A 25,049-nucleotide genomic window follows, 5' to 3' on the forward strand; every position below is an offset into this window, starting at 1 on the left:
CGCAGGATCGCCGCCGGCAATGCCGGCTGCCCCCGACACGATTTCGACGCGCCGCGTCATCGCTTTCCTGGCGATGGTGTTCGGCATGTTCATGGCGATCCTCGACATCCAGATCGTTTCGGCCTCGCTGGCCGAGATCCAGGCCGGCCTCAGCGCCAGCTCCGACGAGATCCCGTGGGTGCAGACAGCCTACCTGATCGCCGAGGTGGTCATGATCCCGCTGTCGGGCTTCCTCAGCCGCATGCTGTCGACACGCGTGCTGTTCACCGTCGCGGCGGCGGGCTTCACCGCGGCGAGCGCCCTTGCCGCGACCGCCACCAACATCGACCAGATGATCGTCTACCGCGCCGTGCAGGGCTTCATCGGCGGCGGCATGATCCCGAGCGTTTTCGCCGCGGCCTTCACCATCTTCCCGCCCTCGCGCCGTGCCATCGTCTCGCCGATGATCGGCCTGGTGGCGACACTGGCGCCGACCATCGGCCCGACCGTCGGCGGCTATATCAGCCACGCTTTTTCCTGGCACTGGCTGTTCCTTGTCAATGTCGTGCCGGGCATCCTGGTGGCGACCGCTGCCTGGTCGCTGATCGATTTCGACAAGCCCAATCTCAAGCTGTTCTCGAAGTTCGACTGGTGGGGCCTGGCCGGCATGGCGGCCTTCCTCGGCTGTATGGAATACGTGCTTGAAGAAGGCCCGAACAATGACTGGCTGCAGGACCAGGGCGTCTTCATCTGCGCCATCGTGATGACCATCGGCGCGGTGATCTTCTTCTGGCGTGTCTTCACCGCCGAGGAGCCGATCGTCGACCTCAAGGCGTTCAGCAACATCAACTTCGCCTTCGGCTCGCTGTTTTCCTTCGTCATCGGCATCGGTCTCTATGGCCTGACCTATCTCTATCCGGTCTTCCTCGGACGCATCCGCGGCTACGATTCGATGATGATCGGCGAAGCGCTGTTCGTCAGCGGCCTGGCCATGTTCCTCACCGCGCCCATCTCCGGCATCCTGTCGAGCAAGATGGACCTGCGGCTGATGATGATGATCGGCCTGTTCGGCTTCGCCACCGGCACCTGGTGGATGACGCATCTGACCGCCGACTGGGACTTTTACGAGCTTCTCATCCCGCAGATCCTGCGCGGCTGTTCGATGATGCTGTGCATGGTGCCTATCAACAACATCGCGCTCGGCACCTTGCCGCCGGACCGGTTGAAGAATGCGTCGGGACTGTTCAATCTGACCCGCAACCTCGGCGGCGCCGTCGGCCTCGCCCTCATCAACACCGTGCTGATCGACCGTAATGCCTTCCACTATGCCCGGCTCTCCGAGCATGTGCAGTGGGGCAGCGCCGCCGCGCAGGCCAAGCTGCAGAACATGACGCTCAATTTCGAGCAGACCACCGGCCTCGACGCCACCAGTGCCGCGATCTCCAAGCTGTCGGGCATAGTCCACCAGCAGGCGGCGCTGCTGTCCTTCATGGATGTGTTCTATCTGCTGACGGTGCTGTTCGGGACGCTGGGCTTCTTCACCATGCTGATCAGGAAGCCGGCCGCGCCCGGTGGCGGCGGAGGCGGCGGGCACTGAAGCAAGGAAACGTGGCAACGGTTTTCGGGAAGCTCCTCCAGTCCACGCCCGAAAGCTCCGACCCACGCAAAAAACTCCGGGCCGCAAAGCCCGGAGTTTTTTATTGCCTTTGGATCGTCAGGCGGTGGCGGGCTTGAAGGTCAGCGCCACGCCGTTGATGCAGTGGCGCAGGCCGGTCGGCGCCGGGCCGTCATCGAAGACATGGCCGAGATGACCGCCGCAGCGGCGGCAATGCACTTCGGTGCGGGTCATGCCCAGCGACCGGTCCTCGGTCTTGCCGATGCCATTGGCGATCTCCTGCCAGAAACTCGGCCAGCCGGTGCCGGAATCGAACTTCGTCTCCGAGGGATAGACGGGCAGGTCGCAGCCGGCGCAGGCGAAGATGCCCTTGCGGTGTTCGTTGAGCAGCGGGCTGGTGCCTGGATATTCGGTGCCTTCCTTGCGCAGGACGTTGAAGGCGGCCGGCGACAGGATGGCCTTCCACTCGTCCTCGGTCTTGGCGACCTCGAATTTTTCGGCGGCCTGCGCGGCCTGTGGGCTGCCCATGCGCAGCATTGCTGCCGCGGCCCCGATGACGCCGATAGCGGCGGCACCGCTCAAAAGAAAGTCGCGACGGTTCATGACCAGTTCCTCCTGTCGTCTGTTTTGCCAAACTATGCCGCCGCCCGAAAGTCAAAAACCGGTGACGGTTGCCCCAAACGACACTCCGCGCCGTCCACTTTCGATCGTGGGCGGCGCGGAGCACGCGTGTCGATTGCGGATCACGGGAGCGAGACGGCGCGATCGACGGAGAGCTCTTGCAACAGGTTCGTCCGCGACAAGCGCCTCGTTACATCTTCCGCCCGATCACATCTTCGGGAGCAGAACCTTGTCGAGGACGTGGATGACGCCGTTGGACTGTTCGACATCGGCGATGGTCACATTGGCGACATTGCCGTTCTCGTCGGTGACGGTGACCTTGCCACCGTCGGCCTTCAGCGACAACTCGCAGCCGCCGACCGTCTTGACCTTGTGCGTGCCGCCATCGGCCTTGGCCATGGACATCACATCCGCCGCCATCGCCTTGGCGCCGATCACATGGCAGGTCAGGATCTTGACGAGCTTGTCCTTGTTTTCGGGCTTGAGCAGCGTCTCGACCGTGCCGGCAGGCAGCGCGGCGAAGGCTTCATTGGTCGGCGCGAAGACGGTGAACGGGCCGGCGCCCTGCAAGGTCTCGACAAGACCGGCCGCCTTGACGGCGGCGACCAGCGTCGTGTGATCCTTCGAATTGACGGCATTGTCGACGATGGTCTTGTTGGCAAACATGGCCGCGCCGCCGACCATCGGGTTTTCAGCATAAGCAGCCGTGGCAAGCGCGGAGACAGCGATCGTGCCGGCGAGCAAAAGGGTGGCGAATCTACGCATTGTATCAAAACTCCTTGGGTTTCTCTTCCCATTTTGGGGACGCAAGGAGATACGGAACACAGATGCGTGAGTTTCAGAATATTTCGCGGATTTTTGATTTATTTTCACTGTGGATGTATTTTCTGCCTTGGCAATTCGCCGGCTACCGGTCCATTTAGACATATGGAACGGAGATAGACTGAGCCTGTTCTATCCAGGCGCCGCCAGTGCGAAGGCTCGATCAGATGCCCTTCAAATCGCCCGCGGCAACCACCGGCCCGGTGGGCTGCCCGGTCGGCGAACCGCCGGTGGGTTCGAGGCTGACGGCCAGCACGGCGCCCTGCGCGAGTTTCCGCTGCGTGGTGGGCGAGACGCCAATATGCGCCGTCGCACCGGCCGGGATGACGCCCATCGAGATCGGCGCGTTCTTGCCCTCGATCATCCAGAGTTCGAAGTCCTTGCCGGCGACGAGCGCGCCGGAAACATGCGAAAGGCTGACTTCATGCCGTTCGGAATCATAGACGGCGAGATATTTGACGTCACTGCCGTCGGCGGCCAGCGAAGCGACGAGTCGCGCCTGCGGCTGTTCAGCCGGCCGGTTGACATAGGGGACGGCGACGTAAAGCGCCAGCGCGGCAACAGCCGCCACCGCAAGGCCGCGCCAGAAGGCGAGGCTGGACCACAGGCTTGCGCGCGGCTCGGCAGGCGTGGTGGCGGCGGATGAAAACAACCGGCGGTCGATCGCCGGCTTCACCGAAGCCGGCGGCTCGATTTCAAGATAGGCCGCGCCCAGCGGCGACAGGCGAACTTCCCAGCCGTCGACCAGCCGCGCGAAATCGGTCTCGGCGTCGATGCGCCTGGAGGCTATCTGCCGCTCTTCGACCGGCAGCACGCCAAGAACGTATTCGGCGGCGAACAGGTCGTCGCCTCCACGTTCCGGTCCGTTGTCCTCTGCCAGCGTCATCTTTCCAGACATTCCCTGAGTTTCATCAGGCTGCGGCGCAGCCAGGTGCGCATCGTGTTCAACGGCACGCCATGGCGTTCCGCCAGTTCGGCATAGCTTTCGCCCTTGAGATAGGCGCCCCGGACGGCCGCCGCCCGGTCTTTCTCCAACTCATCGAGACAATGATGGATCCGCTCGGTCTCGTCGCCCGCCACCACCATCGCTTCAGGTCCCGGCGCCGGATCGGCCACGTCGAGCGCGGCATCGATATCGGCGGCGGGCTTGCGCCTCGCTCGGATGCGATCGATCGCATGATTGCGCGCGATTGCCACCAGCCAGGAGATCGGGCTCAGATCGGAGACAGCAAAGCGATCCGCCTTCGTCCATATCTTGACGAAGACTTCCTGCAGCGCTTCTTCAGCATCTCCCCGGTCGTTCAATACACGAAGGCATACGCCGAAAAGTTTCGCACTGGTGTGCCGGTAAAGCAGATCGAACGCTGCCCGATCTTTCATCGATGTCCGGACGATCAGCTTGGTAATGTCCTGCGGCGTCATGCGCGCCAAATTAGGCAATTGCGCTGTATTTGCAACGCCGGAAATATGCTGTGCACCTAAAGTTCGGCGTCCGCACACCTGCCCCGAGACAGTGTCCCGGTTTGAAGTCAAAAGCTGGCAATCGCGTTTGAGGCGCTTCCCCCGACATGCTACGCTTCAGCCGAAGCAAGGGAGATTTGTCATGGGATTGGTGCTCGCCAAACCTGAGGATGTCGCCACTGCCTTTGCCGATGCCTGGAATAGACACGATATGAACGACTTCGCGGCGTTGTTCGCCGACGACGCCAATTTCGTCAATGTCGTGGGCATGTGGTGGAAGAACCGCACCGAGATCGAAAGGGCGCACCGCGCAACTCATGAAACCATGTTTCGTGACAGCCGATTGAAGGGTGTTGTCTCGTCAGTTGTTGAATTGTCTTCCGGCATTGCATCGGTGCACTATTCATGGATCCTGACCGGCGCATCCGCTCCGGACGGCTCATCCGCCGGAAAACGAGAAGGCATTCTGCTTCTGGTTTTGAAGGAAGAACAGTCGGGCTGGCGGATAAAGGTTGCCCAAAACACCGACATTGTTCCGGGGGCGATTGCGCCCCCTTCCAACGCCGGGAGATAGCCGTTTAAAAGTCGCCGCCAAACTCCAAACTGAGACACTATCAGCCTGGATTGCCAAGGGAATTGCCGCTGACTAGCTTGGCAGCAATGGGGGAGCGCACATGTCGGTCGAACGAATCCTTTGGGAAGAAGACGCAACCGGCCTTGCCGGTCTGGTGCGCAGGGGCGAACTATCGGCGATCGAGTTGACCGAAGCGGCGATCGCCCGTGCCGAGGCCACCCGCCCCGAAATCAATGCCACGGCCGAGCCGCTCTACGAGGCGGCACGGACCCGGGCAAAGAGCATCGACCGTTCGCTGCCGCTGGCTGGGGTCCCCTTCGCCATCAAGGATCTCGGCATCGCCATCAAGGGCGTGCCCTCGCATGGCGGCAGCCGCATTCCGGCCTGGGTGCCCGATTTCAACTCGGTGATGACCGAACGCTATCTCGCCGCCGGGCTGATTCCGATCGTCACCTCGACGTCACCCGAGCACGGGCTGCGGCTGATGACGGAATCCAAGGCCTTTGGCGTCACCCGCAATCCCTGGAATACCGGCCACACCACCGGCGGCTCGTCGGGCGGTTCGGCAGCCCTGGTCGCCGCCGGCGTCGTGCCGGTGGCGCATGCGTCGGATGGCGGCGGCTCGATCCGCGTGCCTTCGGCCTGCAGCGGCCTTGTCGGCCTCAAGACCTCGCGCGGCCGTGTCCCGTTGTCCCCACTGGTGAGCGAAAGCTGGTACGGCATGGTCGTCGATCACGCCGTCACTCGCTCGGTGCGCGACTGCGCGCTGCTGCTCGACCTCACCCATGGTCCCGATACGCTCGCGCCTTATGCCGCGCGCCCGCCAAAAAGCTCGTTCGCCGCTGCTGCCGCGCGGGATCCCGGCAAGCTCACGCTGGCGGTGTACCGCAAGTCGCCGCTGGGCTTGCCAATTTCGGCCGAGACGCTGAAGGCGCTCGACATTGCCGTGGCACTCGCCCGCGAGGGCGGCCATTCGGTCGAGGACATCGATCTGCCTTTTATCGGCCGCGATTTCTTCGCCGATTTCTGCACGACGGTCGCCTCCGCCGTCGCCGGCTCGTTGCGGGGTGAAGCGCTGCGCGTCGGCCGCTCGGTGACGGGCGATATCGAGCGCGCCACGCGCGTGCTCGGCCGGTTGGGCGAGATGATCTCGGCCGGCGAAACCTATGCCGGCCTGCAGCGCCTACATGCCACCTCGCGGCAACTGATCACGGAGACCGCGCGCTATGATGCGGTACTGATGCCTGTTATCGCGCACCCGCCGCTCGCCTGCGGCGCCATGGATCCGAAAGGCGCCGACGAACTGATCGAAAACCTGCTCGACAAGCTTCACCTCACCGCGCTGCTCAGGATCAAACCGCTGTTCGGCCAATTGATGGACAAGAGTCTTTGGTTCACGCATTGGCCGGCGATCCACAATGTCAGTGGCCAGCCGTCGATCGCGCTCCCCGTCCATGTCACGGACGCCGGCCTGCCGCTCGGGATCCAGGCCGCCGGCCGGCCGGGCGACGAGGAAACGCTTTTGTCGCTGGCCGCGCAGATGGAGAAAATCTCGGGCTGGCTGACGCGGCGGGCGCCGCTGATGGTGCCGTCACAATGACGACACCGTGAACCGACTATGACAGCAATGCCATTTGCGGCTCGCGTCAATTCCGGCTAAGACGCCGCCGTCCTTACCTGATGCATGTCGCCCAAATGTGCCCAGCGGTTTGGGACAACGACATGCATAAAACCAAATACCAGGGAACCACGCTGATGACGGACGTCGCCGCCACCGCCGAAATGCAGGCCGCCCTCTTGTCGCGCGCGCTGCCCTACATGCAGCGCTACGAGCACAAGACGGTCGTGGTGAAATATGGCGGCCATGCCATGGGCGATCTCGAACTCGGCAAGGCCTTCGCCCGCGACATCGCGCTGCTCAAGCAGTCCGGCGTCAACCCAATCGTCGTCCATGGCGGCGGACCGCAGATCGGCGCCATGCTGGCCAAGATGGGCATCGAATCCAAGTTCGAGGGCGGCTTGCGCGTCACCGACCAGAAGACGGTCGAGATCGTCGAGATGGTGCTGGCCGGGTCGATCAACAAGGAGATCGTCGCGCTGATCAACGCCGAGGGCGAATGGGCGATCGGCCTGTGCGGCAAGGACGGCAATATGGTGTTCGCCGAAAAGGCGCGCAAGACGATGATCGACCCCGATTCCAACATCGAGCGCGTGCTCGATCTCGGCTTCGTCGGCGAGCCGGTCGAGGTCGACCGCACGCTGCTCGACCTTCTGGCGCGCTCCGAAATGATCCCCGTGCTGGCGCCGGTCGCGCCCGGCCGCGATGGCCATACCTACAACATCAACGCCGACACTTTCGCCGGCGCCATCGCCGGCGCATGCAAGGCCTCGCGCCTGCTGTTCCTCACCGACGTGCCTGGCGTGCTCGACAAGGACAAGAAGCTGATCGACGAGTTGACGGTCGCCGAGGCCAAGGCGCTGATCAAGGACGGCACGGTTTCCGGCGGCATGATCCCCAAGGTCGAGACCTGCATCGAGGCGATCGAGCGTGGCGTCGAAGGCGTCGTCATCCTCAACGGCAAGACGCCGCATTCGGTGCTGCTCGAACTGTTCACCGAACACGGCGCCGGCACACTGATCGTGCCATAATGCTCTTGTCAGCCGGCTAATCTTCTGCCTGACGGGCCGCGATTTACGGCTGCGGGAAGCTCCGGCTTTGTACCTGGCCGCCGGACAACCATCGATTCCTCCTCGGTGTCCTGCGGTGCGCCCCAGAATTCGGCGAGCGTCGGGCCGCCTTTCACCCGGCGGTCGGTCACCAGAAAACCCCAGACTTCGCGGAACCAGACACGGCGGCCCATCTGCGTGTACCAGCGCATCGAATGCCGCTGCTCGGGATCGGGGTGGAACAGGATGCGCGCCAGCGCCTTCGGCCTCGACTGCACGGCGAGCTCAATCAGCTTGACCGAGAAGAACAGCATCCACGGCTTCAGCCGGGTCATCTGCAGCACCTGGTGCTTGTAATCCCACAGGCGGGCATCCCTCTGGATGACCTTTCGGTCCCGCGCGATGCGGAAAAACGGCGTCCAGCGATGCGGCGTCACATAGAGCGCCTGGATCTGGTCGGGGTCATAGGCGAGGAGCTGGCGAAAGCCGCGCCACAGATCGCGAAATCCCTCATCCTCGAAGCCGGCCACCCAGGTCGCCATGGACAGGATGCCGTGCTTCCGCAGCAGCCGTATCGCTTCGCGGTCGGACGAGGTACTGCCGCCCTTGCGGATCAATTGCAGCGTCTGCTCGTCGGTGTTTTCCATGCCGAGCAGCCAGCGGATGACACCGGCCTGGCGGTAGAGGTGCAGCATGTCGGCATCGCGCACGATGTCGTCGGCGCGGGTCGAGCCGACGATCAGCACCGGCACATCCTCGGCAATCAAGGCTTCGAGAAAGGCGCGCCAGGCCTTTTTAGAAACTGTCGGATTTTCATCCGCCAGGTTGATCAGTTCGACGCCATGCTCGCGGTGCAGCCAGGCGATCTCCTTGGCGAACTTGACTGGGTCGCGATGCCGCCAGCGGGTCCAGAATCCGCGCTGGCCGCAATAGTTGCACAGATGCGGGCAGCCGCGCGAAAACTGCATGACCACCGCACGCTTGCCTCCCCAGTAGCTGTATCCGCGGTGGTCGATCAGCTCCCAGCCGACGCGGTAGGCGTCGAGGTCGGCGATGGTCATCGCCGCTTGCGTAGCGAAGGGACGGTCAAGATCGTCGCGGCAGGCGATGCCGGCAACGCTTGCCGGCGGCTGGCGCATCTCCAGCGCCTCGACCAGCGCCACCACGGTCGCCTCGCCCTCGCCGCGCACGATGAAGTCGAAGGCGTCGGTTGACGCCAGGATGTCGCGCCAGTGATAGGTGGGGAAGACGCCGCCATAGAGGATGATCGTCGCCGGCGCGCGCGCCTTGACCATCCCGGCGATCAACAAGGCGGTCGGATGTGCCGAGGTCGAGCCGGAATGGCCGATCAGAACGAAGTCGGGACAGTCCTTCAGGGCTTCCGCGACAACCGAGGCGAGCGGCATCGGCCCGAACTCGGCATCGACGAGCCGCACCTGATGACCGGCGTCGAGCAGCGGGCCGCCGATCGCCAGCAGACCAAGCGGCGGCAGGTGATCGTCCGGCACGCGGCTGCCGATGGCGGTGTGCGGCGGATTGATCAGGACGATTTTCATGGCGGACCTCCTGGAGTTGGTCCGCGCAATGCTGGCCGGCGATAGTGCCGCCCTATTGGCCCGTTTCAGCAGTTTGCTTGCAGCTTTTCCGCAGAAACGCGGATGCGCATCACCGCCTGAGATGGGCGAGCGGCGTGTGGCCGGGTCCCTTGATGTTCTGCAGCACCAGTTGCGTGTGGACGTCGCGCACGCCGTCGAGCCGCATCAGCCGATGCATGACGAAGGCGTTGAGCTCGTCGACCGATGGCACCATGACATGCAGCAGGAAATCGTGGTCGCCGGTCATCGTCCAGCACGACGACACCTCATCCATGCGCTGAACGGCGGCAATGAAGCTCTCGGGCGAGCCGTCGCTGTGGCTGACGAGGCGAACCTGGATGAATACCTCGACCATCAGGCCGACGGCGCGGCGGCTGATCACCGCGGCAAAGCCCTTGATGATGCCGGCTTCCTGCAGCGCCTCGAAGCGCCGCGCGCAGGGCGTGGTGGAGAGGCCGACCTCCTGCGCCAGCTCGGAAACGGCTTTGCGACCGTTGCGTTGCAGGACATCCAGCATCTTGATCTCGAAATCGTCGAATTGAGGCATTTTCACTCCTCCCACGTGAATTGTGAGTGAATAGTATCTCGAATGTGGCGGAGGAGCCACCATCAAAACCGAATTGCCTCGGCAGATCGGGTTAGCTTTGCGGCACGTCAACCATTGATGCGAGGAGAAAACCCATGACGACGATGAGCGTTGCCGAATACGCCCGCGACTGCGCGGCGCAAGGGTTGCGCGGGGACTATTCGGTGTGCCGCGCGGATTTCACCGTGGCGCAGGCTTATGACTATTCGACCGAGGAGCAGGCGGTGTGGCGCACGCTGTGCGACCGCCAGACCAAGCTGACGCAAAAGCTCGCCCATCACTCCTATCTCGACGGCGTCGAGAAGCTCGGCCTGCTCGACTGCATCCCCGATTTCGAGGACGTCAGCACCAAACTGCGCAAGCTGACCGGCTGGGAAATCGTCGCCGTGCCGGGCCTCATCCCGGCCGCACCGTTCTTCGACCACCTCGCCAACCGCCGCTTCCCGGTCACCAACTGGCTGCGGACCAAGCAGGAACTCGACTACGTCGTCGAGCCGGACATGTTCCATGACTTCTTCGGCCATGTGCCGGTTCTCTCGCAGCCGGTGTTTGCCGATTTCATGCAGATGTATGGCAAGAAGGCCGGCGACATCATTGCGCTGGGCGGCGACGAGATGATCACCCGGCTCTACTGGTACACGGCCGAATATGGCCTGATGCAGGAGAACGGCCAGAAGCTGAAGGCGTTTGGCGCCGGTCTGATGTCGTCGTTCACCGAGTTGCAGTTCGCTGTCGAGAGCAAGGACGCCCACCATGTACCGTTCGACCTGGAAACGGTGATGCGCACCGGCTACGAGATCGACAAGTTCCAGCGCGCCTATTTCGTGTTGCCGTCCTTCGACGCCTTGCGCGATGCCTTCCAGACGGCGGATTTCGAAGCGATCGTCGCGCGCCGCAAGAGCCAGCCGGCGCTCGACCCGGCGACGGTCTAAAACATAAAGCGCGTCGCATGAATCTGTCTCAACGCGACGCGCTTTGGACGCTTTGATCGCGCTGGGCTATTGCATGGCAGCGGGGTTCATCCACAGGAGCTCCCAGACGTTGCCGTCAGGGTCTTCGATGTGGCGGTTGAACATGAAGCCGAGATCCTGAGCGGGGTTGGGATCGGCGCGGCCGCCGGCCGCGACGCCCTTCTCGATCGTGGCATTGACCTCGTCCTTGCTGCTCGCGGTGAGTGCGATCAGCATCTGGCTGTCACGCCTGGCGTCGCCGATCTGGCGGGTTGTGAACTGACCGTAATGCTGGTGCGTCAGCAACATCACCCCGATCGCGTCGGAAAACATGACCGAACTGGCCTGGTCGTTCGAGAACCGCGGATTGAGCGTGCCCCCGATCGCGAGATAGAAATTGGTCGCTGCCTGCAGATCCCGCACCGGCAGATTTATGAAGATCATCTTGGTCATCGGTCTAAGCCTTGCCTTCGTTGACAGGTACTAGTCAGTCCAGTACCGTTTCATGGGGCTACCACAAGAGAACGGTACCGTCTAGTACTGGTTAAGAGGGCGCCATGAAAATCGACGGTGAGACCAGATCGGCTCGCAAGGATCGTGAGATCATCCAGGCGGCCACGGCGGCGTTCACCAGCAAGGGATATGACGGGACCAGCATGGAGGAAATCGCCACCAAGGCGGGGGCCTCCAAGCAGACCGTCTACAAGCATTTCACCGACAAGGAGACGCTGTTTGGCGAAGTCGTTCTGTCAACCGCTACCCAGGTCAATGACATCATCGAGTCAGTGACGACGCTGCTTTCCGAGGCGAAATTCATGGAAGGCGGCCTGCAGCAGCTTGCCCGACGCCTGATAGCGGTTCTCATGGATGAAGAGTTGTTGAAGCTGCGGCGCTTGATCATCGCCAACGCGGATCGAATGCCGCAGCTTGGCCGCGCTTGGTACGAAAAGGGGTTTGAGCGCATGCTTGCCTCGACGGCGTCCTGCTTTCAAAAACTCACCAGTCGAGGACTGATACAAACAAGTGATCCCTATCTGGCAGCCAGCCATCTTTTTGGAATGCTTCTTTGGATCCCCATGAATGAAGCCATGTTCACGGGAGGCAACCGGCGCTCCAAGGCCGAACTGGAACGCCACGCGGATGCCTCGGTGGAGGCATTTCTGGCCGTCTACGGAGTCCAGCCGAACTAGTCGCGTCCCCTGCCCACGTTTGCAGGGGTCGAGGACACCACCATGTGCCTTTCGACCTGCAAACAGTGATGCGCACCGGCTACCAGATCGACAAGTTCCAGTGGACGGCCGGCCGCCGGAACATTCCGCCATTCCTACAGAGCGTAGATGGTCCGGTTGAACTTCGTCTCCATCACCACGTGGGAAGCGGTTTTGACGACGCCGCTGATTTCATTCAGGGCATTCACCTCCCGGTTCAGCTTCTCAAGCGTCTCGGCGGCAAGGTGGATGATCAGATCCCATTCACCGGTTATGGCATAGACAGCCTGGATCGAGGGCATCGCCTTGATCCTTCTGGAGACGTCCGGATAGCTCTTGTTGTTCAGGGCGGCGAGGGTGAAACAGTGGACGGCGTTCTGGGCCACCGTCTTGGCCAGACGGACGGTATAGCCTTCGATGATGCCGCCGGCCTCCAGCTTCTGGATCCGCTCCTGCAGCGCTGTCCGCGACACGCCGAGCTGCCGTGCCAGTGACGCGACCGGCTCACGCGCGTTCTTCTGCATCAGCGCGAGCAACTGACGATCCTTCTCGGTCAATTCCACAAACAAAACCTCTCGCTCGATCCGCTTAGTAACCACCGCGCGATCCTATCGGCTGAACAGCCCTCGCGACAATCCGCAATACTGGCAGCGGCGAACGGAACAAGGCCAACTATCCGGCACTTTGTCATCCCAAGGGACGCAATGACTGCGCGATCGCCAATATCCCGCATTTCGCCGGGTGGAACCCTTCTTTTTGCGACCTGACTGTCTGGAGTCACGAACGCCGGTCCGTCAGGAGGAATCAGCTTCGGCTGTGATGGGCAAAGTCCGAAACCGATCCGGTTGCACCTGCAGCTGAAGCGCTGAGGTTCGACGTCGGCCACTCAACCTATCAGTTCAACCACAAGGGAGGGATAACTTTGAAAAAACTGCTCAATTTGGCCGTTCTTGCCGCCGCGACATTCGCCATCACGACGGCAGCCATGGCCGGTGAAACCCTGGACCGCGTCACGTCGAAAAAGGCGATGGTCATCGCCACCAACGCGGCCTGGCCTCCACAGAGCTTTCTCAACGACAGCAACGAACTCGCCGGTTTCGACATCGATGTCTCGCGCGAGATCGGCAAGCGGCTTGGCGTCGAGGTCTCGTTCGAAACGCCCGACTGGGCGACGCTGACCGGCGGGCGCTGGCAGGGACGCTACGACCTTGGCGTCGGATCGGTCACGCCGACAAAAGCCCGCTCCAAGGTGATCGACTTTGCCGGCATCTATTATTACAGCCCCTACGTCTATGTCCTGCACAAGGACAGCGGCGCTAAGTCGGTCGCCGATCTCAACGGCAAGATCATCGGCGTCGAGACTGCCACCACCTCGGAGGATTTCATCCGCCGCAAGCTCGAAATCGACGCGCCTGGCCTGGCTCCCATCGAATACAAGCTCGAGCCGGGCGAGATCCGCACCTACGCGGATTCCATGCTTCCCTTCGATGACCTGCGGCTTGGCGACGGCGTGCGCCTGAATGCCGTGATCGCGCCGGAACAGACGGCGCAGAATGCCATCAAGAACGGCTATCCCGTAAAGATCCTGGAAGGTGAGTACGCCTTCCGCGAGCCGCTCGTCGTCATCGCCGAGAAGAAGGATCCCGAGTGGACCGCGAAGGTCGGCGGCATCATCACCGAGATGAAGACGGACGGCACGCTCGCCGCGCTGACCACGAAGTGGTACGGCAAGGACTACAGCGCCAAGTAAAGTCATTCCGCCGGCTGCCTCCTCGGCAGCCGGCGGGCGTCACCCCACCTCATGAATGCCCCTCACCGCAAAGTCGTCCATGGCCTATCCGGACACCTATTACGCCCGCACCCTGACCGACCGGAAGACGCGGCCCCCGCTCAAAGGCGAGGCGCGATGTGACGTGGCCGTCGTCGGCGCCGGATTGGCCGGGCTGACGACAGCGCTGCAACTGGCGCGTGCCGGACTGCACGTCGTGGTGCTGGAAGCCCAGGTCGTCGGTTTCGGCGCTTCGGGACGCAATGGCGGCTTCGTCACGCCCGGCTTCGCCACCGGCGGCGACACTATCGCCGCACGTGTCGGCGAGGAGGCAGCGCGCGACCTGCACCGGCTGTCGATCGAAGGCATGGAATTCGTGCGCGACACCATCGAAGCGCTCGGAATATCGGCCGCCCAGCCGCGTGCCGGCCTGCTCAGCGTCTTGCGCTACGACGGCGGCGATGCGCTGAAGGCCTATGCCGACCAGATGGCACGCGACCACGGCTACGAGCTTCAATATCTGCGCGGCGAAGATGTGCGCGCGGTGCTGAAGTCGGCTCGCTACCACCAGGGCCTGCGCGACCCGAACGCCTTTCACATCCATCCGCTCAACTATCTGCGTTGCCTGGCCGACGAGATCGAGCGGCTGGGCGGCAAGATCCATGAGAGTTCCGAGGTCGTGCAATGCGACCTGTCGGGACCGCAAAAGATGCTGCGCACGAGCCAGGGCACGCTTCGGGCGCCCCAGATCGTGCTCGCGACCGGCGGCTATACCGGCCCGGTGTTCGGCCAGCTCTACCGCGCCTTTCTGCCCATCGCGACCTATGTGATGGTTTCCGAGGCGGCTCCCCGCCTCATCGCGCAAGCCGTCGCCACCACCGATGCCGTCGGCGACAACAGGCGGGCCGGCGACTATTATCGTCTGGTAGAGAGCGGCAATCGCCTTTTGTGGGGCGGGCGCATCACCACGCGTGCCGCTTCCGCCGACGCGCTGGCGCGAGAATTGCGCCGTGAAATGGTCGGCACCTACCCGCAGCTCGCCGGCCTCAAGACCGAATTGGCCTGGTCGGGGCTGATGTCCTATGCCCGGCATCTGATGCCCCAGATCGGGGAGCTGCAATCGGGCGTCTGGTACTGCACCGCTTTTGGTGGCCATGGCCTCAACACCACGGCGATTGCCGGAAAAGTAGTCGCCGAGGGCATTCTGGGCGCTTCGGACCGGTATCGGCAGTTCGCGCCATTCGGACTGAGCTGGGCCGGCGGCGCCGGTGGCCTGGCCGCCGCGCAGCTCACCTACTGGAAATTGCAGGCGCAGGACTGGTGGCGGGAACGCCGCGCCACCACCAAGGACAAGGTGACGGCATGATCGGCAGGCTGATGCTCTCCCATCCAGGGCTTGCCCGCCACGCGGCGGCCGCGCTTTTTCCCGCGCTGCTGGCCGCGGCCCTCTACGCCATGGGCATCAAGTCGAGCTGGATCGGCTCGGTGATGCCGCTTGCATCCGACTGGTTGCAGGCCAATCCAGCCTTGTCGCGCGCCCTCTCGGCCGTGTTGATCGCGCTCCTGGTTCTGGTGAACTGCAAGCTGCTGCTGCTCATGCCCCGACGCCAGCAGATCGCCGGCGTCTGGATCGAGCTGTTCGCGCTGCTGATGCTGTTCTTCTATTCCTTCGACCTCTCCTTTGCCTTCATTGCCAGGAAGGTTGGCTTCCTGATCACCCAGGGCGTCACCACGACGCTTTACATTTCGGCGATCTCGATTCTCATCGCAACGACCATCGCGCTTATCGGGGCCATCGCCAAACTGACCGGCAACGGCATCGTCTACGGGCTGGCCACCTTCTACACGTCGCTGTTTCGCGGCCTGCCGTTGCTGATGCAGATCTACATCATCTATCTCGGCCTGCCGCAGGTCGGCTATGTGATCGGCGCGGTGCCGGCCGGCATCGTTGCGTTGTCGCTGTGTTATGGCGCCTACATGACCGAGATCTTCCGCGCCGGCATCGAAAGCATCCCGCGCGGCCAAAGCGAAGGCGCCACGGCGCTCGGCCTGAGCCCCGGCCAGACCATGGCGCTGGTCATCCTGCCGCAGGCCATGCGCGTCATCATCCCGCCGACCGGCAACCAGTTCATCGCCATGCTGAAGGATTCCTCGCTGGTGTCGGTCGTCGGCGTCTGGGAGATCATGTATCTCGCCCGCACGATGGGCCAGACGGAGTTCCGCCATATCGAGATGCTGATCACCGCCTCGATGATCTATTGGATCCTGTCGATCGCGCTGGAATTCGGCCAGGCCTATCTCGAACGGCGCTTCGGCCGATCGGACCGCTAGGGGTTTGACGCCTAAAATCAGCGCGGCTGCGGTGCCTCGGCCTTCAGCCGCACAAGCTGGTCGCGCTGCAGCTCGAGCGCGGCGGTGACGAAGCGCCGGATGGTGGCAAGCTCGGCGTCGCCGAACGTGGCAATGAGCTTTTCACCTTCCCGCGCGATGGCGCCGTAATAGCGCGCCGAGAGCTCCCGTGTTGTCTCCGTTGCCTCGATAACCACCTTGCGCCTGTCCTCGAGGCTGCGCGTGCGCGTCAAGAGACCGCGCGCCTCCAGCCGATCGATCAGCGCGGTCACCGCGGCCGGCGTCAGCCCGGTCGCGGCCGCGATCGCGCCGGCCGATTGCGGGCCGCCATGCAGCAGTCCGATACAGTGGCGCTCGGCCATGTTGAGGCCGAGTCTCGCGCCTACCGCATCGTCATAGGCCTGCGTCGCGTCCTGCCACTGCATGATGGCAAGGCCGATCGCGGCGGTCAGTTCGGCGCGATCTCCGCTTGACGAATTTAGTTCGATCATCTAATTATCAATCTGTCTAACATTTAGACTATTATAGCAATATGCGGCCACGGCTTGCGATAGGCAAGGGGCGGCCGCCAACGAGGAGTGGAAAATGAGCCTGATCCAACAGCGTACGCCTCTCTCGCATGAGGAAGAGTTCAGATACGCGAAGCTGGCGATGGAATGGTACGGCTGGGGATCGCCTATCGGCCTCGGCATCCTGCTGGTGTCGCTCGCCGCCGCCGCCGTGCTGGTGCGCATCGCCCTCTACGGCTTTTGAGCCTCTGCCGGCGCCATCCTTGGCGTCGGCAGAACGGGTGGTGATCCGAGCAGGGACGACGACTGCGCTCAGACCGTGACCACCTTGCTCAGGTGCTCACCCAGCCGGCAGGCGAGCGCGGTGATCGTCGTCGTTGGATTGGCTTGTCCCGACGTGCAAAAGACCGAAGAGCCGCCGACATAGAGATTGTCCATGCCATGCACCTTGCAGTTGGCGTCCACCACGCTCCTGGTGACGTCGGTGCCCATGCGCGTGCCGCCCATATGATGGTGGCCCGCCGTCTCTTCGTTGGTCGGATAATCGTCGCCCTTCGAGATCCAGTCGGCAATGCGCACCCGGCCCAGGTTCTTCTGGGCAAGCGTCGTGCCGAACAGCCTTAAGCCTTCGAGAAGGGTGCGGCGTTCCAGTTCCGATTTCTTCCAGTGCAGTTCGATGCGCGGCACGCCGGCATGGTCGACCTCGGTTTTCGACAGCTCGATCTGGTTCGAAGCCAGCGGCGCCTGTTCCCAAGCGACATAAAGCTGAGCGGCGCAACGCAGGTTCTGGTCGAGCTTGCCCGACACCCATTCCGCCATGTGCGGCGCCGTACAGGCAAGATCAGCGATCAGGCTCTTGACGCCCGGATAGGGAGTCTCGATCAGCCTGATGCCGAAATTCATGATCCTGAGCCGTTCCATCGCGGCAGCCATCGGCGAGAAGAAGGCCTCCTTGACGGCATCGACCTCGAACGCGCCGTCGTCGGCCAGGATGGCATTGCCGCCCTCGAAGGTCGGATGCTCCATCCAGTAGCGGCCAAGCGCCGTCGCGTTCGGCACGACGCCGCCGTTGGAGCGCCGGTTGGACCACAAAAGCAGCCGGGAATTCTCCAGTCCGCCGGTGCAGACGATGAAATAGTCGGCGCTGAACGAGCCGGCGTCCTGCCCGTTGGACCATAATCTGGCGCCAGTCACGCGTTTGCCATCTCCGGCAAGCTCGGTGGCGTAGGTGTTGAGCACGACGGCGATGTTTTTGCTCTGGTCGAGTTGGTCGCCGAACTTTTCTGCAAACCGGACCGCCGGGCTCTTGATCAGCTGCACCCAGCGAATGTCGTCCGAGATCGGCACATCTGGCCGGAAATCTGGAAGGTCGAGGATATCGCGCACTTCCGCAAGATAGGGTTCGATGTCGGCGCGCCGGATAGGCCAGCCGGTGTCGGGTGCCCAGGCTTTCGGCTCGAAATCCTGTTTGTCGAGCACGCGACACCAACCGGCCCAGTGATTGGAACTGCCGCCCATGAACCGCAACCGCGTGATATCGAGATCGAAGTAGGAATCGCCGACCGTGGTGCCGCGGTAGAAATCCTGCGACTCGTCGCTGAATTCCCGCGAGCCGGCTTCCAGCACCACGACCGGGATGCCGGCCGCGCCAAGTTTCCTGGCGAGCGTGGTGCCGGCGGGGCCGGAACCAAGTACACAGACCTTTGGCGCGAAATTGGCGGCGCGATACGCGTCGTAGCTGTCGAAGATCATGCCAGGTCGCTCCGCTTCAGGATCCAGCCATTGACCTCGACGATCTCGTCGGGATTGGCCCGGGATGAACCGGCATGGGTGGCGGCCGTATCAGGCAGCTTGCGGAACAAGGACAGCGCAGGCAGGGCGATCAGCGCCTGCACGAGCGTGCGGCGCGACATTTTTTTGATCAAGAAACTCATGGCAGGCCTCTCGGCTGGGACTTCGATGCGCGTATGACATTCCCCGAACGGCACACGCATCGTCACGGAAGCCAGTATCGTGCCAAGCATGGCCTCAAGGCGGTAAAAAGCCTGACAAGCGGCACAACCGGATGCAAACAGGGTTAGAGATTTCTTAACCGGCCGGGTGTGCTGGCCAACCCGCTCATGCGGCTTCGGAAATGTCGGTATCGAGGATCGTCAGGTTGCGGCCCGCATGCTTGGCCTGGTAGAGGCGCCGGTCCGCAGCGCGCATCAGGTCCGATACCTTGACATCCTCGCCGCACACGGTGCCGCCGATGCTAACGGTCAACGGAATGGTTCGCTCATCGACGGGTCGGAAGCGGATCAGCTCGACCTCGCGACGGATCCGTTCGGCAACGCGCTTGGCCTCCTGTTCCGTGGCTCCGGTCAGAAACGCGCCGAACTCCTCGCCGCCGATCCGGCCGAGCACGTCGCCGCTGCGCACGCCGCGCTCGATGGCGCTGGCGATCAACAGCAGCGCGTCGTCCCCGGTCAGGTGACCGAAATTGTCATTGATCTTCTTGAAATGATCGGCGTCGATGATCAGCAGCGCGCCGCGGTCGGACTTGCGCCGGGAGCCGTCCAACGCGGCAAAGAAGCTTTCCCGGTTGAGCATGCCGGTCATGTCGTCGCGGCTCGCCTTTTCCGCCAGGCGGCGGTGCGCCGCGGCGAGTTGGGCATGGGCACGGGCCAATTCGCGATGGGCATTTTTCAACCTGTCGCTCTGCCAGAACGTGCCGGCGCATGCCGTCCAGGCAAGGACCAGCGGACAGACCGTCGACGTCAGCCAGATCGTGCGCGTGACCGGGAATCCCATCGCTGGGACGATGATCAATGTCAGCAGGAGCGAGGCAGCGACGGAGGCGAAGGCGATGGCGGCGGATTTGAGAATAATGCTATTCATCGCGGGCTCCCCACAGGACTTGTCTCTGTGCCAGCAAGCCCTGAAGGCCACCTTTCCGGGATGGCTAAAATTTGAATCGTGAGGCCATTTCCGCCACTCTCGACGCGCATAAGTTGTGGATAAAGTCCCTTTCAGAATCCCTGTTTCATGCCATAAGGAGCGCATGACCACGCTTCCCGATCCCGCCCGCTTCGCCCATGTCACCGACTGGGTGTTCGACCTCGACAACACGCTCTACCCGCATCACTCGAATTTGTTCTCGCAGATCGACGTCAAGATGACCGCCTATGTCGGGGAACTGCTGGCGCTGCCGCGCGAGGAGGCGCGCAAGCTGCAGAAGGAGCTCTATCGCGAATACGGCACGACGCTGAACGGGCTGATGACGCGCCACGGCATCGATCCCGACGACTTTCTGGAGAAGGTCCATGACATCGACTATTCGTGGCTGGTGCCCGATCCTGTTCTCGGCACCGCCATCCGCCAGCTTCCCGGCCGCAAATTCATCTTCACCAATGGCGACCGCAGGCATGCCGAGCGCACCGCGCGCCAACTTGGCATCCTCGACCATTTCGACGACATTTTCGATATCGTCGCTGCCGGCCTCAATCCCAAGCCGGCGCGTCAGACCTATGAGAAGTTCGCCGAACTGCACGCCGTCACCGGCCACAATGCGGTGATGTTCGAGGACCTCGCCCGCAACCTGGCCGTGCCGAAGTCGCTGGGCATGACGACGGTTCTCGTGGTGCCGCGCAATTTCGAGCCGACCTTCTCGGAAATCTGGGAACGCGACCCGGCGCAGGAAGACGACGTCGACTACGTCACCGACGATCTCGCGGAATTTTTGACGGGAATAGTGAATAGTGAGTAGTGAGTAGTGAGTAGTGAGTAGTGAGTAGTGAGTAGTGAGTAGTGAGTAGTGAGTAGTGGAGGAGCACACCTTTCGCTCGCTCACTACTGACTGATCCCTACTCACTAATTCCTACTGCCTACTCACTCACTCCCTAGCTTGTAGAAGCGGCTGATGATGCCCCAGGCTTCGTCGGCTGTGTCGACGAAATCGATGATGTCCTGGTCGCCCGGGCTGATCGTGCCCTGCTCGGCGAGGAAGTCGAGGTCGATCGCCCGCTTCCAGAAGGACTTGCCGAACAGGATCACCGGCACGCGCTCCATGCGTCCGGTCTGGATCAGCGTCAGCGTCTCGAAGAACTCGTCCATCGTGCCGAAGCCGCCGGGAAACACCGCCACGGCCTTGGCGCGCATGACGAAGTGCATCTTGCGGATGGCGAAATAGTGGAAGTTGAAACAGAGCTCCGGCGTCACATAGGGGTTCGGCGCCTGCTCGTGCGGCAGCACGATGTTGAGCCCGATCGACGGCGCGCCGACATCATCGGCGCCGCGGTTTCCCGCTTCCATGACGCCCGGACCGCCACCGGTCACCACCACATATTCGCGATAATATGACGTGGCCGACTGCTGCGAGCAGAGGCGGGCGAATTTGCGCGCCTCCTCGTAATATTTGCTGTTTTCCTCAAGGTTCTTCTTCTGCATCTCGTTCTTGGCCGCCCAGGCCTCGCCGCCGGGCTCCGGCAGGCGCGCGCCGCCGAACAGGATCACGGTCGAACGAATGCCGCGCTCGGCGAGGATCATTTCCGGCTTCAGCAGTTCCAGTTGCAGCCTGACGGCGCGCAGCTCGCGCCGGGTCATGAAGTCGGGATCGTTCCAGGCCAGGCGGTAGGTCTCGGCCCGCGTTTGCGGCGTGTCCGGCACGCTTTTCGACCGCTCCAGATCCTCATCCGAGTGCGGCAGCGGCGTCCATCCCGCCTTTTCCATGGGAGTCATCGAATCCACCCGTCCATTCCTTTACTTGCGCCGTCCCATGACGCTGGCGCGATTGACCCCCATTCCACCTTAACATAGGGTCCGCGCGACTTTTAAACAGGTTAAGGCGCAGCCCTTAACAGCTTGGTAATGGAGCAAATTCATGTCGAAGCCCGATCTGGCGAGCCTCGAAAAGACCATCGACAGGGCCTTCGAGGAACGCGACGCCATTTCGACCGCGACCCGCGGCGAGGTGCGCGACGCCATCCAGTCGGCACTCGACCTGCTCGACCGCGGCACCGCCCGCGTCGCCGAGCGGCAGGCCGACGGCAAGTGGCATGTCAACCAGTGGCTGAAGAAGGCGGTGCTGCTCTCCTTCCGGCTCAATCCGATGGAGATCATCAAGGGCGGCCCCGGCGAGGCCGTGTGGTGGGACAAGGTGGCGTCCAAGTTCGACGGCTGGGGCGCCGTCGATTTCGAGAAGGCGGGCTTCCGCGCCGTGCCGTCGTCGATCGTGCGCCGTTCGGCCTATGTCGCGCCGGGCGCGGTTTTGATGCCGTCCTTCGTCAATGTCGGCGCCTATGTCGATAGCGGCACCATGGTCGATACCTGGGCCTCGGTCGGCTCCTGCGCCCAGATCGGCAAGAACGTCCACCTGTCGGGCGGCGTCGGCATCGGCGGCGTGCTGGAGCCGATGCAGGCCGGCCCCACCATCATCGAGGACAATTGCTTCATCGGGGCGCGTTCCGAAGTGGTCGAGGGCTGCATCGTGCGCGAAGGCTCCGTTCTGGGCATGGGCGTCTTCATCGGCCAGTCGACCAAGATCGTCGACCGCGCCACCGGCGAGATCTTCTATGGCGAGGTGCCGCCGAATTCCGTGGTCGTCGCCGGCTCGCTACCGGGCAAGGCATTTCCAAACAACGAGCCGGGCCCAGGTCTTTACTGCGCTGTCATCGTCAAGCGGGTCGACGCCAAGACCCGGTCCAAGACCTCGATCAACGAATTGCTGCGCGATTGATCTTTCCGCCGGGCAGGCGCACCTTCCGACGGCGCGACAATCGGCCGCGCTGGTTCAACTGGAGGGGTGACATGGACTGGAAATATCTGCTCACAAGCTTTGATGGCCGTATCAACCGGGGCAAGTTCTGGGCTGGCATCGGCGTATTCATCGTTATCGGCGTTATTGCTTTCATTCTCGATGCGATCCTCGGCACGCGTGTCACCACGGCCAGCGGTGCCCAGATCGGCATCATCGGCATCCTCTTCGCGCTGGCATCGATCTATTTCGCGATTGCCCTCTATGCCAAACGCTGGCACGACCGCAACAAGTCGGGCTGGTGGACGCTGATTGGCTTCGTACCCGTCATCGGCGGCATCTGGCTGCTGGTCGAACTCGGCATTCTCGAAGGCACCAGGGGTGCCAATCAATATGGATCGGACCCGCTTGCCTGAAAGATCGGATCTCAACTGGCTTTTCCTCAAGACCTCGGGCCGCGTCAGCCGCGCGGCCTATTTTCTCGGCGGGTTGCTCGTCGCCATCATCCAGGCATTTCCGCTGTACCGCTTCACGCTGGTGCCGGAGGGTTCGGCCGAGAGCAACATGTGGTCGTTCATCTTCTTCATCGCCTTCATCGCCTCGCTGTGGTCGAACATCGCGCTGGCGGTGAAGCGGCTGCACGACCTCGACAAGCCGGGTATCGCCGCGCTGATCCTGTTCGTGCCGGTCGTCTCGATCGTCGCCTTCCTTGTGTTGTGCCTGTTTCCAGGGCAGCCTGGACCCAACCGTTATGGCCGGCGCACCAACGAGCCGGCAGAATCAAAGAAATAGAGCATGACGTCGTCGGAAAACCGCTTCACACTTTTCGGCATCATGCCCTAGGGGGCCGATCGGATCGCCATGCGCTACCGCACGCTTGATCCGAAACTGATCATCGAAACCGCCGAGCGGCTGGAAGGGCGTGTGGCCGACCGTTTTCCGGAGGCCGGGTTGCGCGGCGTTGCCGCCGAACTTGTGTCGCTGTCGCGCGATCTGGCCAAGGCCGCCAAGGCCCTGGAAGCGCCTATCTGGTGGCTGCGTGGCATCATCGTCGCCGCCGTCATCGCGGGCGCGCTGATCTTCCTGTTCGTCGGCACCATCCTGCCGCTCATTCACATCTCCCAGGCCGACGACGCGGTGCAGTCGGTGCAAGGCATCGAAGCCACGATCAACATGATCATCCTCGCCGTGCTCGGCTTCCTGGCCCTGATCCGCACCGAGGAGCGCATCAAGCGCAAGCAGGTGTTTCGCCAGTTGCACGGCCTCAGATCGCTGATCCACGTCATCGACATGCACCAGTTGACCAAGGATCCGGCGGCGCTGTCGGCCAGCTTCAAGCCGACGGCGCATTCGCCGGCCCGTCTCACCAATGCCGCGGATCTCGCGCGCTATCTCGACTATTGCTCCGAAATGCTGTCGATCACCGGCAAGATCGCGGCGCTGTTCGCGCAATCCGTCAATGACGCCGTCGTCATCGACGGCGTCAACGACATCGAGAACCTGGCGTCCAACCTGTCGCGCAAGATCTGGCAGAAGATCACGTTGATCGACGGCCGGACGGCGGCGCCACAACCTTCTCCGGCACCAGGCTTGGCGAGCCAAGCCGCTCGGCTTCCGCCGCGCGCACCAGCGCGCTGATAAGCTGGACCGTCGGCGCCGGCGTACCGGCTTTTTCAGCGAGCCGCAAAACAGCGCCTTGCAAGTCGTCGATCTCGGTCGACCGGCCACGCTGCAGATCGTCCCACATCGACGAGCGCGCCTCGGGATCGATCGCCAGCATGCGCCGGGCCAGGAGCTTGAACAGCCAGTCGGGCAACCTGAGCACCTTCGGCAGCAGCGTCGGGCGCAGGCCGGCGATCCGCGCCGGCTCGATGCCGGAGGCCTTCATCGCCAGCAAGGCCTCGTCGATCTGGCTGGCCAGGATCAGCCGCCAGCGCCGGTCAGCGAGTTCGGTTGCCAGCGGCAGGCCCGACAGCGCCACCAGCGCATTGTTCAGGTTCATCAGAAGCTTGCCCCACAGCACGGCCTTCATATCGCCACGCGTTTCGGCAGCCAAGCCTTCGGTGTCGAGAAGGTCGGCGAGGCCGGCACTGCCTTCTTCGACCATCACCTTGCCGTCGCTGGCGCGGTGGACGCGCAACGGCAGCTCCCCATCGGCTGATTGCACGACATTGAACGGCACCATGCCAGCCAGCACCGTTCGCGGGCCAAGCACCGCGCGCAGCCTGTCGGCGTTGTCGACGCCGTTCTGCAGGCTCACCACCACGGCATCGGGACGGGCATGGGCCTTGATGAGTGCCGCCATTTCCCGCGTCGCGCCGCTTTTGACGGTGACCAGGATCACATCGGCCCCCGGCAAGGACGCGGCCGGATCGGCGGTGACGGCAAGCTCTGCCGGCTTGATCAGGCGATCGCGGCCCTCGAGGTCGCTGACGCGCAATCCGCCCTGCCGCAGCGCTGCCTCGATGCGCGGCCTGGCAAGCAGGACAACCCGCCGCCCGGCGAGCGCCAGGCAGCCGCCGGCATAACAGCCAATGCTGCCGGCGCCGGCAATGACGATCCTTTTTTCGCCGTTTGCCATCTCTTACTCCGCATCAGCCAGAACTATACG

The 25,049-nt window shown here is 63.0% G+C and carries 29 protein-coding genes; 15 read left to right on the top strand and 14 right to left on the bottom strand.

What is annotated here, in order from left to right; genetic code table 11:
• Positions 1 to 19 precede the first annotated feature (19 nt).
• A complete protein-coding gene (locus FJ527_RS23895; RefSeq protein ID WP_246677785.1) occupies positions 20 to 1,576 on the top strand; it encodes a DHA2 family efflux MFS transporter permease subunit in 1,557 nt (518 codons plus the stop codon).
• Between the two features lie 117 nt (positions 1,577 to 1,693).
• On the opposite strand, the gene msrB is transcribed toward FJ527_RS23895, so the two are convergent.
• From msrB to FJ527_RS23915, 4 genes are all read right to left on the bottom strand, one after another.
• A complete protein-coding gene (gene msrB / locus FJ527_RS23900) occupies positions 1,694 to 2,197 on the bottom strand; it encodes a peptide-methionine (R)-S-oxide reductase MsrB (RefSeq protein ID WP_140660134.1) in 504 nt (167 codons plus the stop codon).
• Positions 2,198 to 2,422: 225 nt separating this feature from the next.
• Positions 2,423 to 2,980, bottom strand: a complete 558-nt coding sequence (locus FJ527_RS23905) for a fasciclin domain-containing protein (RefSeq protein ID WP_140824191.1) — start codon at positions 2,978 to 2,980, stop codon at positions 2,423 to 2,425.
• 220 nt (positions 2,981 to 3,200) lie between these two features.
• A complete protein-coding gene (locus FJ527_RS23910; protein WP_140824192.1) occupies positions 3,201 to 3,923 on the bottom strand; it encodes an anti-sigma factor in 723 nt (240 codons plus the stop codon).
• Entirely contained in the window at positions 3,920 to 4,459 is a 540-nt protein-coding gene (locus FJ527_RS23915) for a sigma-70 family RNA polymerase sigma factor (RefSeq protein WP_140615195.1), read from the bottom strand. The genes FJ527_RS23910 and FJ527_RS23915 overlap by 4 nt, the downstream gene beginning before the upstream one ends.
• Before the next feature lie 181 nt (positions 4,460 to 4,640).
• Between FJ527_RS23915 and FJ527_RS23920 the strand changes: the two genes are divergently transcribed.
• From FJ527_RS23920 to argB, 3 genes are all read left to right on the top strand, one after another.
• Positions 4,641 to 5,072, top strand: a complete 432-nt coding sequence (locus FJ527_RS23920; RefSeq protein WP_015314408.1) for an SgcJ/EcaC family oxidoreductase — start codon at positions 4,641 to 4,643, stop codon at positions 5,070 to 5,072.
• 100 nt (positions 5,073 to 5,172) lie between these two features.
• Positions 5,173 to 6,672, top strand: coding sequence for an amidase (locus FJ527_RS23925; RefSeq protein WP_140789911.1), 1,500 nt, complete (start codon positions 5,173 to 5,175; stop codon positions 6,670 to 6,672).
• A gap of 155 nt (positions 6,673 to 6,827) precedes the next feature.
• Positions 6,828 to 7,721, top strand: a complete 894-nt coding sequence (argB, locus tag FJ527_RS23930; RefSeq protein ID WP_023772298.1) for an acetylglutamate kinase — start codon at positions 6,828 to 6,830, stop codon at positions 7,719 to 7,721.
• A gap of 8 nt (positions 7,722 to 7,729) precedes the next feature.
• Here the strand turns inward: argB and bchE are convergent, their stop codons facing one another.
• Positions 7,730 to 9,295: a magnesium-protoporphyrin IX monomethyl ester anaerobic oxidative cyclase gene (gene bchE / locus FJ527_RS23935; RefSeq protein WP_140824193.1), complete on the bottom strand. Its 1,566-nt coding sequence runs from the start codon at positions 9,293 to 9,295 to the stop codon at positions 7,730 to 7,732.
• 109 nt (positions 9,296 to 9,404) lie between these two features.
• Positions 9,405 to 9,881: an Lrp/AsnC family transcriptional regulator gene (locus tag FJ527_RS23940; RefSeq protein ID WP_140615204.1), complete on the bottom strand. Its 477-nt coding sequence runs from the start codon at positions 9,879 to 9,881 to the stop codon at positions 9,405 to 9,407.
• A 134-nt stretch (positions 9,882 to 10,015) separates the two neighbouring features.
• On the opposite strand from FJ527_RS23940, the gene phhA reads away from it, so the two are divergent.
• Positions 10,016 to 10,852 (top strand): phenylalanine 4-monooxygenase, encoded by an 837-nt coding sequence (gene phhA, locus FJ527_RS23945; RefSeq protein ID WP_140615206.1) that lies wholly within the window; start codon positions 10,016 to 10,018, stop codon positions 10,850 to 10,852.
• 66 nt (positions 10,853 to 10,918) lie between these two features.
• On the opposite strand, the gene FJ527_RS23950 is transcribed toward phhA, so the two are convergent.
• Complete coding sequence (locus FJ527_RS23950) at positions 10,919 to 11,323, bottom strand: VOC family protein (RefSeq protein ID WP_140660138.1); 405 nt, start codon at positions 11,321 to 11,323, stop codon at positions 10,919 to 10,921.
• Positions 11,324 to 11,427: 104 nt separating this feature from the next.
• Between FJ527_RS23950 and FJ527_RS23955 the strand changes: the two genes are divergently transcribed.
• Entirely contained in the window at positions 11,428 to 12,060 is a 633-nt protein-coding gene (locus tag FJ527_RS23955) for a TetR/AcrR family transcriptional regulator (protein WP_015314415.1), read from the top strand.
• Between the two features lie 134 nt (positions 12,061 to 12,194).
• Here the strand turns inward: FJ527_RS23955 and FJ527_RS23960 are convergent, their stop codons facing one another.
• The gene (locus FJ527_RS23960) at positions 12,195 to 12,641 is read right to left on the bottom strand and encodes an Lrp/AsnC family transcriptional regulator (RefSeq protein WP_210161497.1); all 447 of its coding nucleotides are present in this window, start codon (positions 12,639 to 12,641) and stop codon (positions 12,195 to 12,197) included.
• 422 nt (positions 12,642 to 13,063) lie between these two features.
• On the opposite strand from FJ527_RS23960, the gene FJ527_RS23965 reads away from it, so the two are divergent.
• From FJ527_RS23965 to FJ527_RS23975, 3 genes are all read left to right on the top strand, one after another.
• Complete coding sequence (locus tag FJ527_RS23965; protein ID WP_224584230.1) at positions 13,064 to 13,828, top strand: transporter substrate-binding domain-containing protein; 765 nt, start codon at positions 13,064 to 13,066, stop codon at positions 13,826 to 13,828.
• 79 nt (positions 13,829 to 13,907) lie between these two features.
• A complete protein-coding gene (locus FJ527_RS23970) occupies positions 13,908 to 15,212 on the top strand; it encodes an FAD-binding oxidoreductase (RefSeq protein ID WP_140824195.1) in 1,305 nt (434 codons plus the stop codon).
• Positions 15,209 to 16,177 (top strand): amino acid ABC transporter permease, encoded by a 969-nt coding sequence (locus tag FJ527_RS23975; RefSeq protein WP_015314419.1) that lies wholly within the window; start codon positions 15,209 to 15,211, stop codon positions 16,175 to 16,177. Before FJ527_RS23970 ends, FJ527_RS23975 begins: the two co-directional genes overlap by 4 nt.
• 17 nt (positions 16,178 to 16,194) lie before the next feature.
• Here the strand turns inward: FJ527_RS23975 and FJ527_RS23980 are convergent, their stop codons facing one another.
• The gene (locus FJ527_RS23980) at positions 16,195 to 16,686 is read right to left on the bottom strand and encodes a MarR family transcriptional regulator (protein ID WP_015314420.1); all 492 of its coding nucleotides are present in this window, start codon (positions 16,684 to 16,686) and stop codon (positions 16,195 to 16,197) included.
• A gap of 94 nt (positions 16,687 to 16,780) precedes the next feature.
• Between FJ527_RS23980 and FJ527_RS29405 the strand changes: the two genes are divergently transcribed.
• Positions 16,781 to 16,948: a hypothetical protein gene (locus FJ527_RS29405; RefSeq protein ID WP_015314421.1), complete on the top strand. Its 168-nt coding sequence runs from the start codon at positions 16,781 to 16,783 to the stop codon at positions 16,946 to 16,948.
• Positions 16,949 to 17,016: 68 nt separating this feature from the next.
• Here the strand turns inward: FJ527_RS29405 and FJ527_RS23985 are convergent, their stop codons facing one another.
• The 3 genes from FJ527_RS23985 to FJ527_RS23995 form a co-directional block, all read right to left on the bottom strand.
• Complete coding sequence (locus tag FJ527_RS23985) at positions 17,017 to 18,456, bottom strand: GMC family oxidoreductase (RefSeq protein WP_140824196.1); 1,440 nt, start codon at positions 18,454 to 18,456, stop codon at positions 17,017 to 17,019.
• Positions 18,453 to 18,638 carry a hypothetical protein gene (locus tag FJ527_RS23990; protein ID WP_140789929.1) on the bottom strand — a complete coding sequence of 62 codons (186 nt, stop codon included), beginning with the start codon at positions 18,636 to 18,638 and terminating at the stop codon, positions 18,453 to 18,455. The genes FJ527_RS23985 and FJ527_RS23990 overlap by 4 nt, the downstream gene beginning before the upstream one ends.
• A 184-nt stretch (positions 18,639 to 18,822) precedes the next feature.
• Positions 18,823 to 19,584 carry a GGDEF domain-containing protein gene (locus FJ527_RS23995; protein ID WP_140719195.1) on the bottom strand — a complete coding sequence of 254 codons (762 nt, stop codon included), beginning with the start codon at positions 19,582 to 19,584 and terminating at the stop codon, positions 18,823 to 18,825.
• A gap of 163 nt (positions 19,585 to 19,747) precedes the next feature.
• On the opposite strand from FJ527_RS23995, the gene FJ527_RS24000 reads away from it, so the two are divergent.
• Positions 19,748 to 20,452, top strand: a complete 705-nt coding sequence (locus FJ527_RS24000) for a pyrimidine 5'-nucleotidase (RefSeq protein WP_140824197.1) — start codon at positions 19,748 to 19,750, stop codon at positions 20,450 to 20,452.
• A 122-nt stretch (positions 20,453 to 20,574) separates the two neighbouring features.
• On the opposite strand, the gene FJ527_RS24005 is transcribed toward FJ527_RS24000, so the two are convergent.
• Positions 20,575 to 21,423 (bottom strand): LOG family protein, encoded by an 849-nt coding sequence (locus FJ527_RS24005; protein WP_015314426.1) that lies wholly within the window; start codon positions 21,421 to 21,423, stop codon positions 20,575 to 20,577.
• Between the two features lie 142 nt (positions 21,424 to 21,565).
• Here FJ527_RS24005 and dapD point away from each other — a divergent pair, with 142 nt between their 5' ends.
• The 4 genes from dapD (at position 21,566) to FJ527_RS24025 (ending at position 24,076) form a co-directional block, all read left to right on the top strand.
• On the top strand, positions 21,566 to 22,420 hold the full coding sequence (gene dapD, locus FJ527_RS24010) for a 2,3,4,5-tetrahydropyridine-2,6-dicarboxylate N-succinyltransferase (RefSeq protein ID WP_015314427.1): 855 nt from the start codon (positions 21,566 to 21,568) through the stop codon (positions 22,418 to 22,420).
• 71 nt (positions 22,421 to 22,491) lie between these two features.
• Positions 22,492 to 22,854 carry a DUF805 domain-containing protein gene (locus FJ527_RS24015; protein ID WP_140789931.1) on the top strand — a complete coding sequence of 121 codons (363 nt, stop codon included), beginning with the start codon at positions 22,492 to 22,494 and terminating at the stop codon, positions 22,852 to 22,854.
• On the top strand, positions 22,847 to 23,230 hold the full coding sequence (locus FJ527_RS24020; RefSeq protein ID WP_224597954.1) for a DUF805 domain-containing protein: 384 nt from the start codon (positions 22,847 to 22,849) through the stop codon (positions 23,228 to 23,230). Before FJ527_RS24015 ends, FJ527_RS24020 begins: the two co-directional genes overlap by 8 nt.
• Before the next feature lie 69 nt (positions 23,231 to 23,299).
• The gene (locus FJ527_RS24025) at positions 23,300 to 24,076 is read left to right on the top strand and encodes a hypothetical protein (protein ID WP_140824198.1); all 777 of its coding nucleotides are present in this window, start codon (positions 23,300 to 23,302) and stop codon (positions 24,074 to 24,076) included.
• Here the strand turns inward: FJ527_RS24025 and FJ527_RS24030 are convergent.
• The gene (locus FJ527_RS24030; protein WP_140824199.1) at positions 23,976 to 25,019 is read right to left on the bottom strand and encodes a 2-dehydropantoate 2-reductase; all 1,044 of its coding nucleotides are present in this window, start codon (positions 25,017 to 25,019) and stop codon (positions 23,976 to 23,978) included. The genes FJ527_RS24025 and FJ527_RS24030 overlap by 101 nt on opposite strands.
• Positions 25,020 to 25,049 lie beyond the last annotated feature (30 nt).

Source organism: Mesorhizobium sp. B2-4-18, assembly GCF_006441385.1.
GTDB classification, from domain to species: Bacteria; Pseudomonadota; Alphaproteobacteria; order Rhizobiales; family Rhizobiaceae; genus Mesorhizobium; species Mesorhizobium australicum.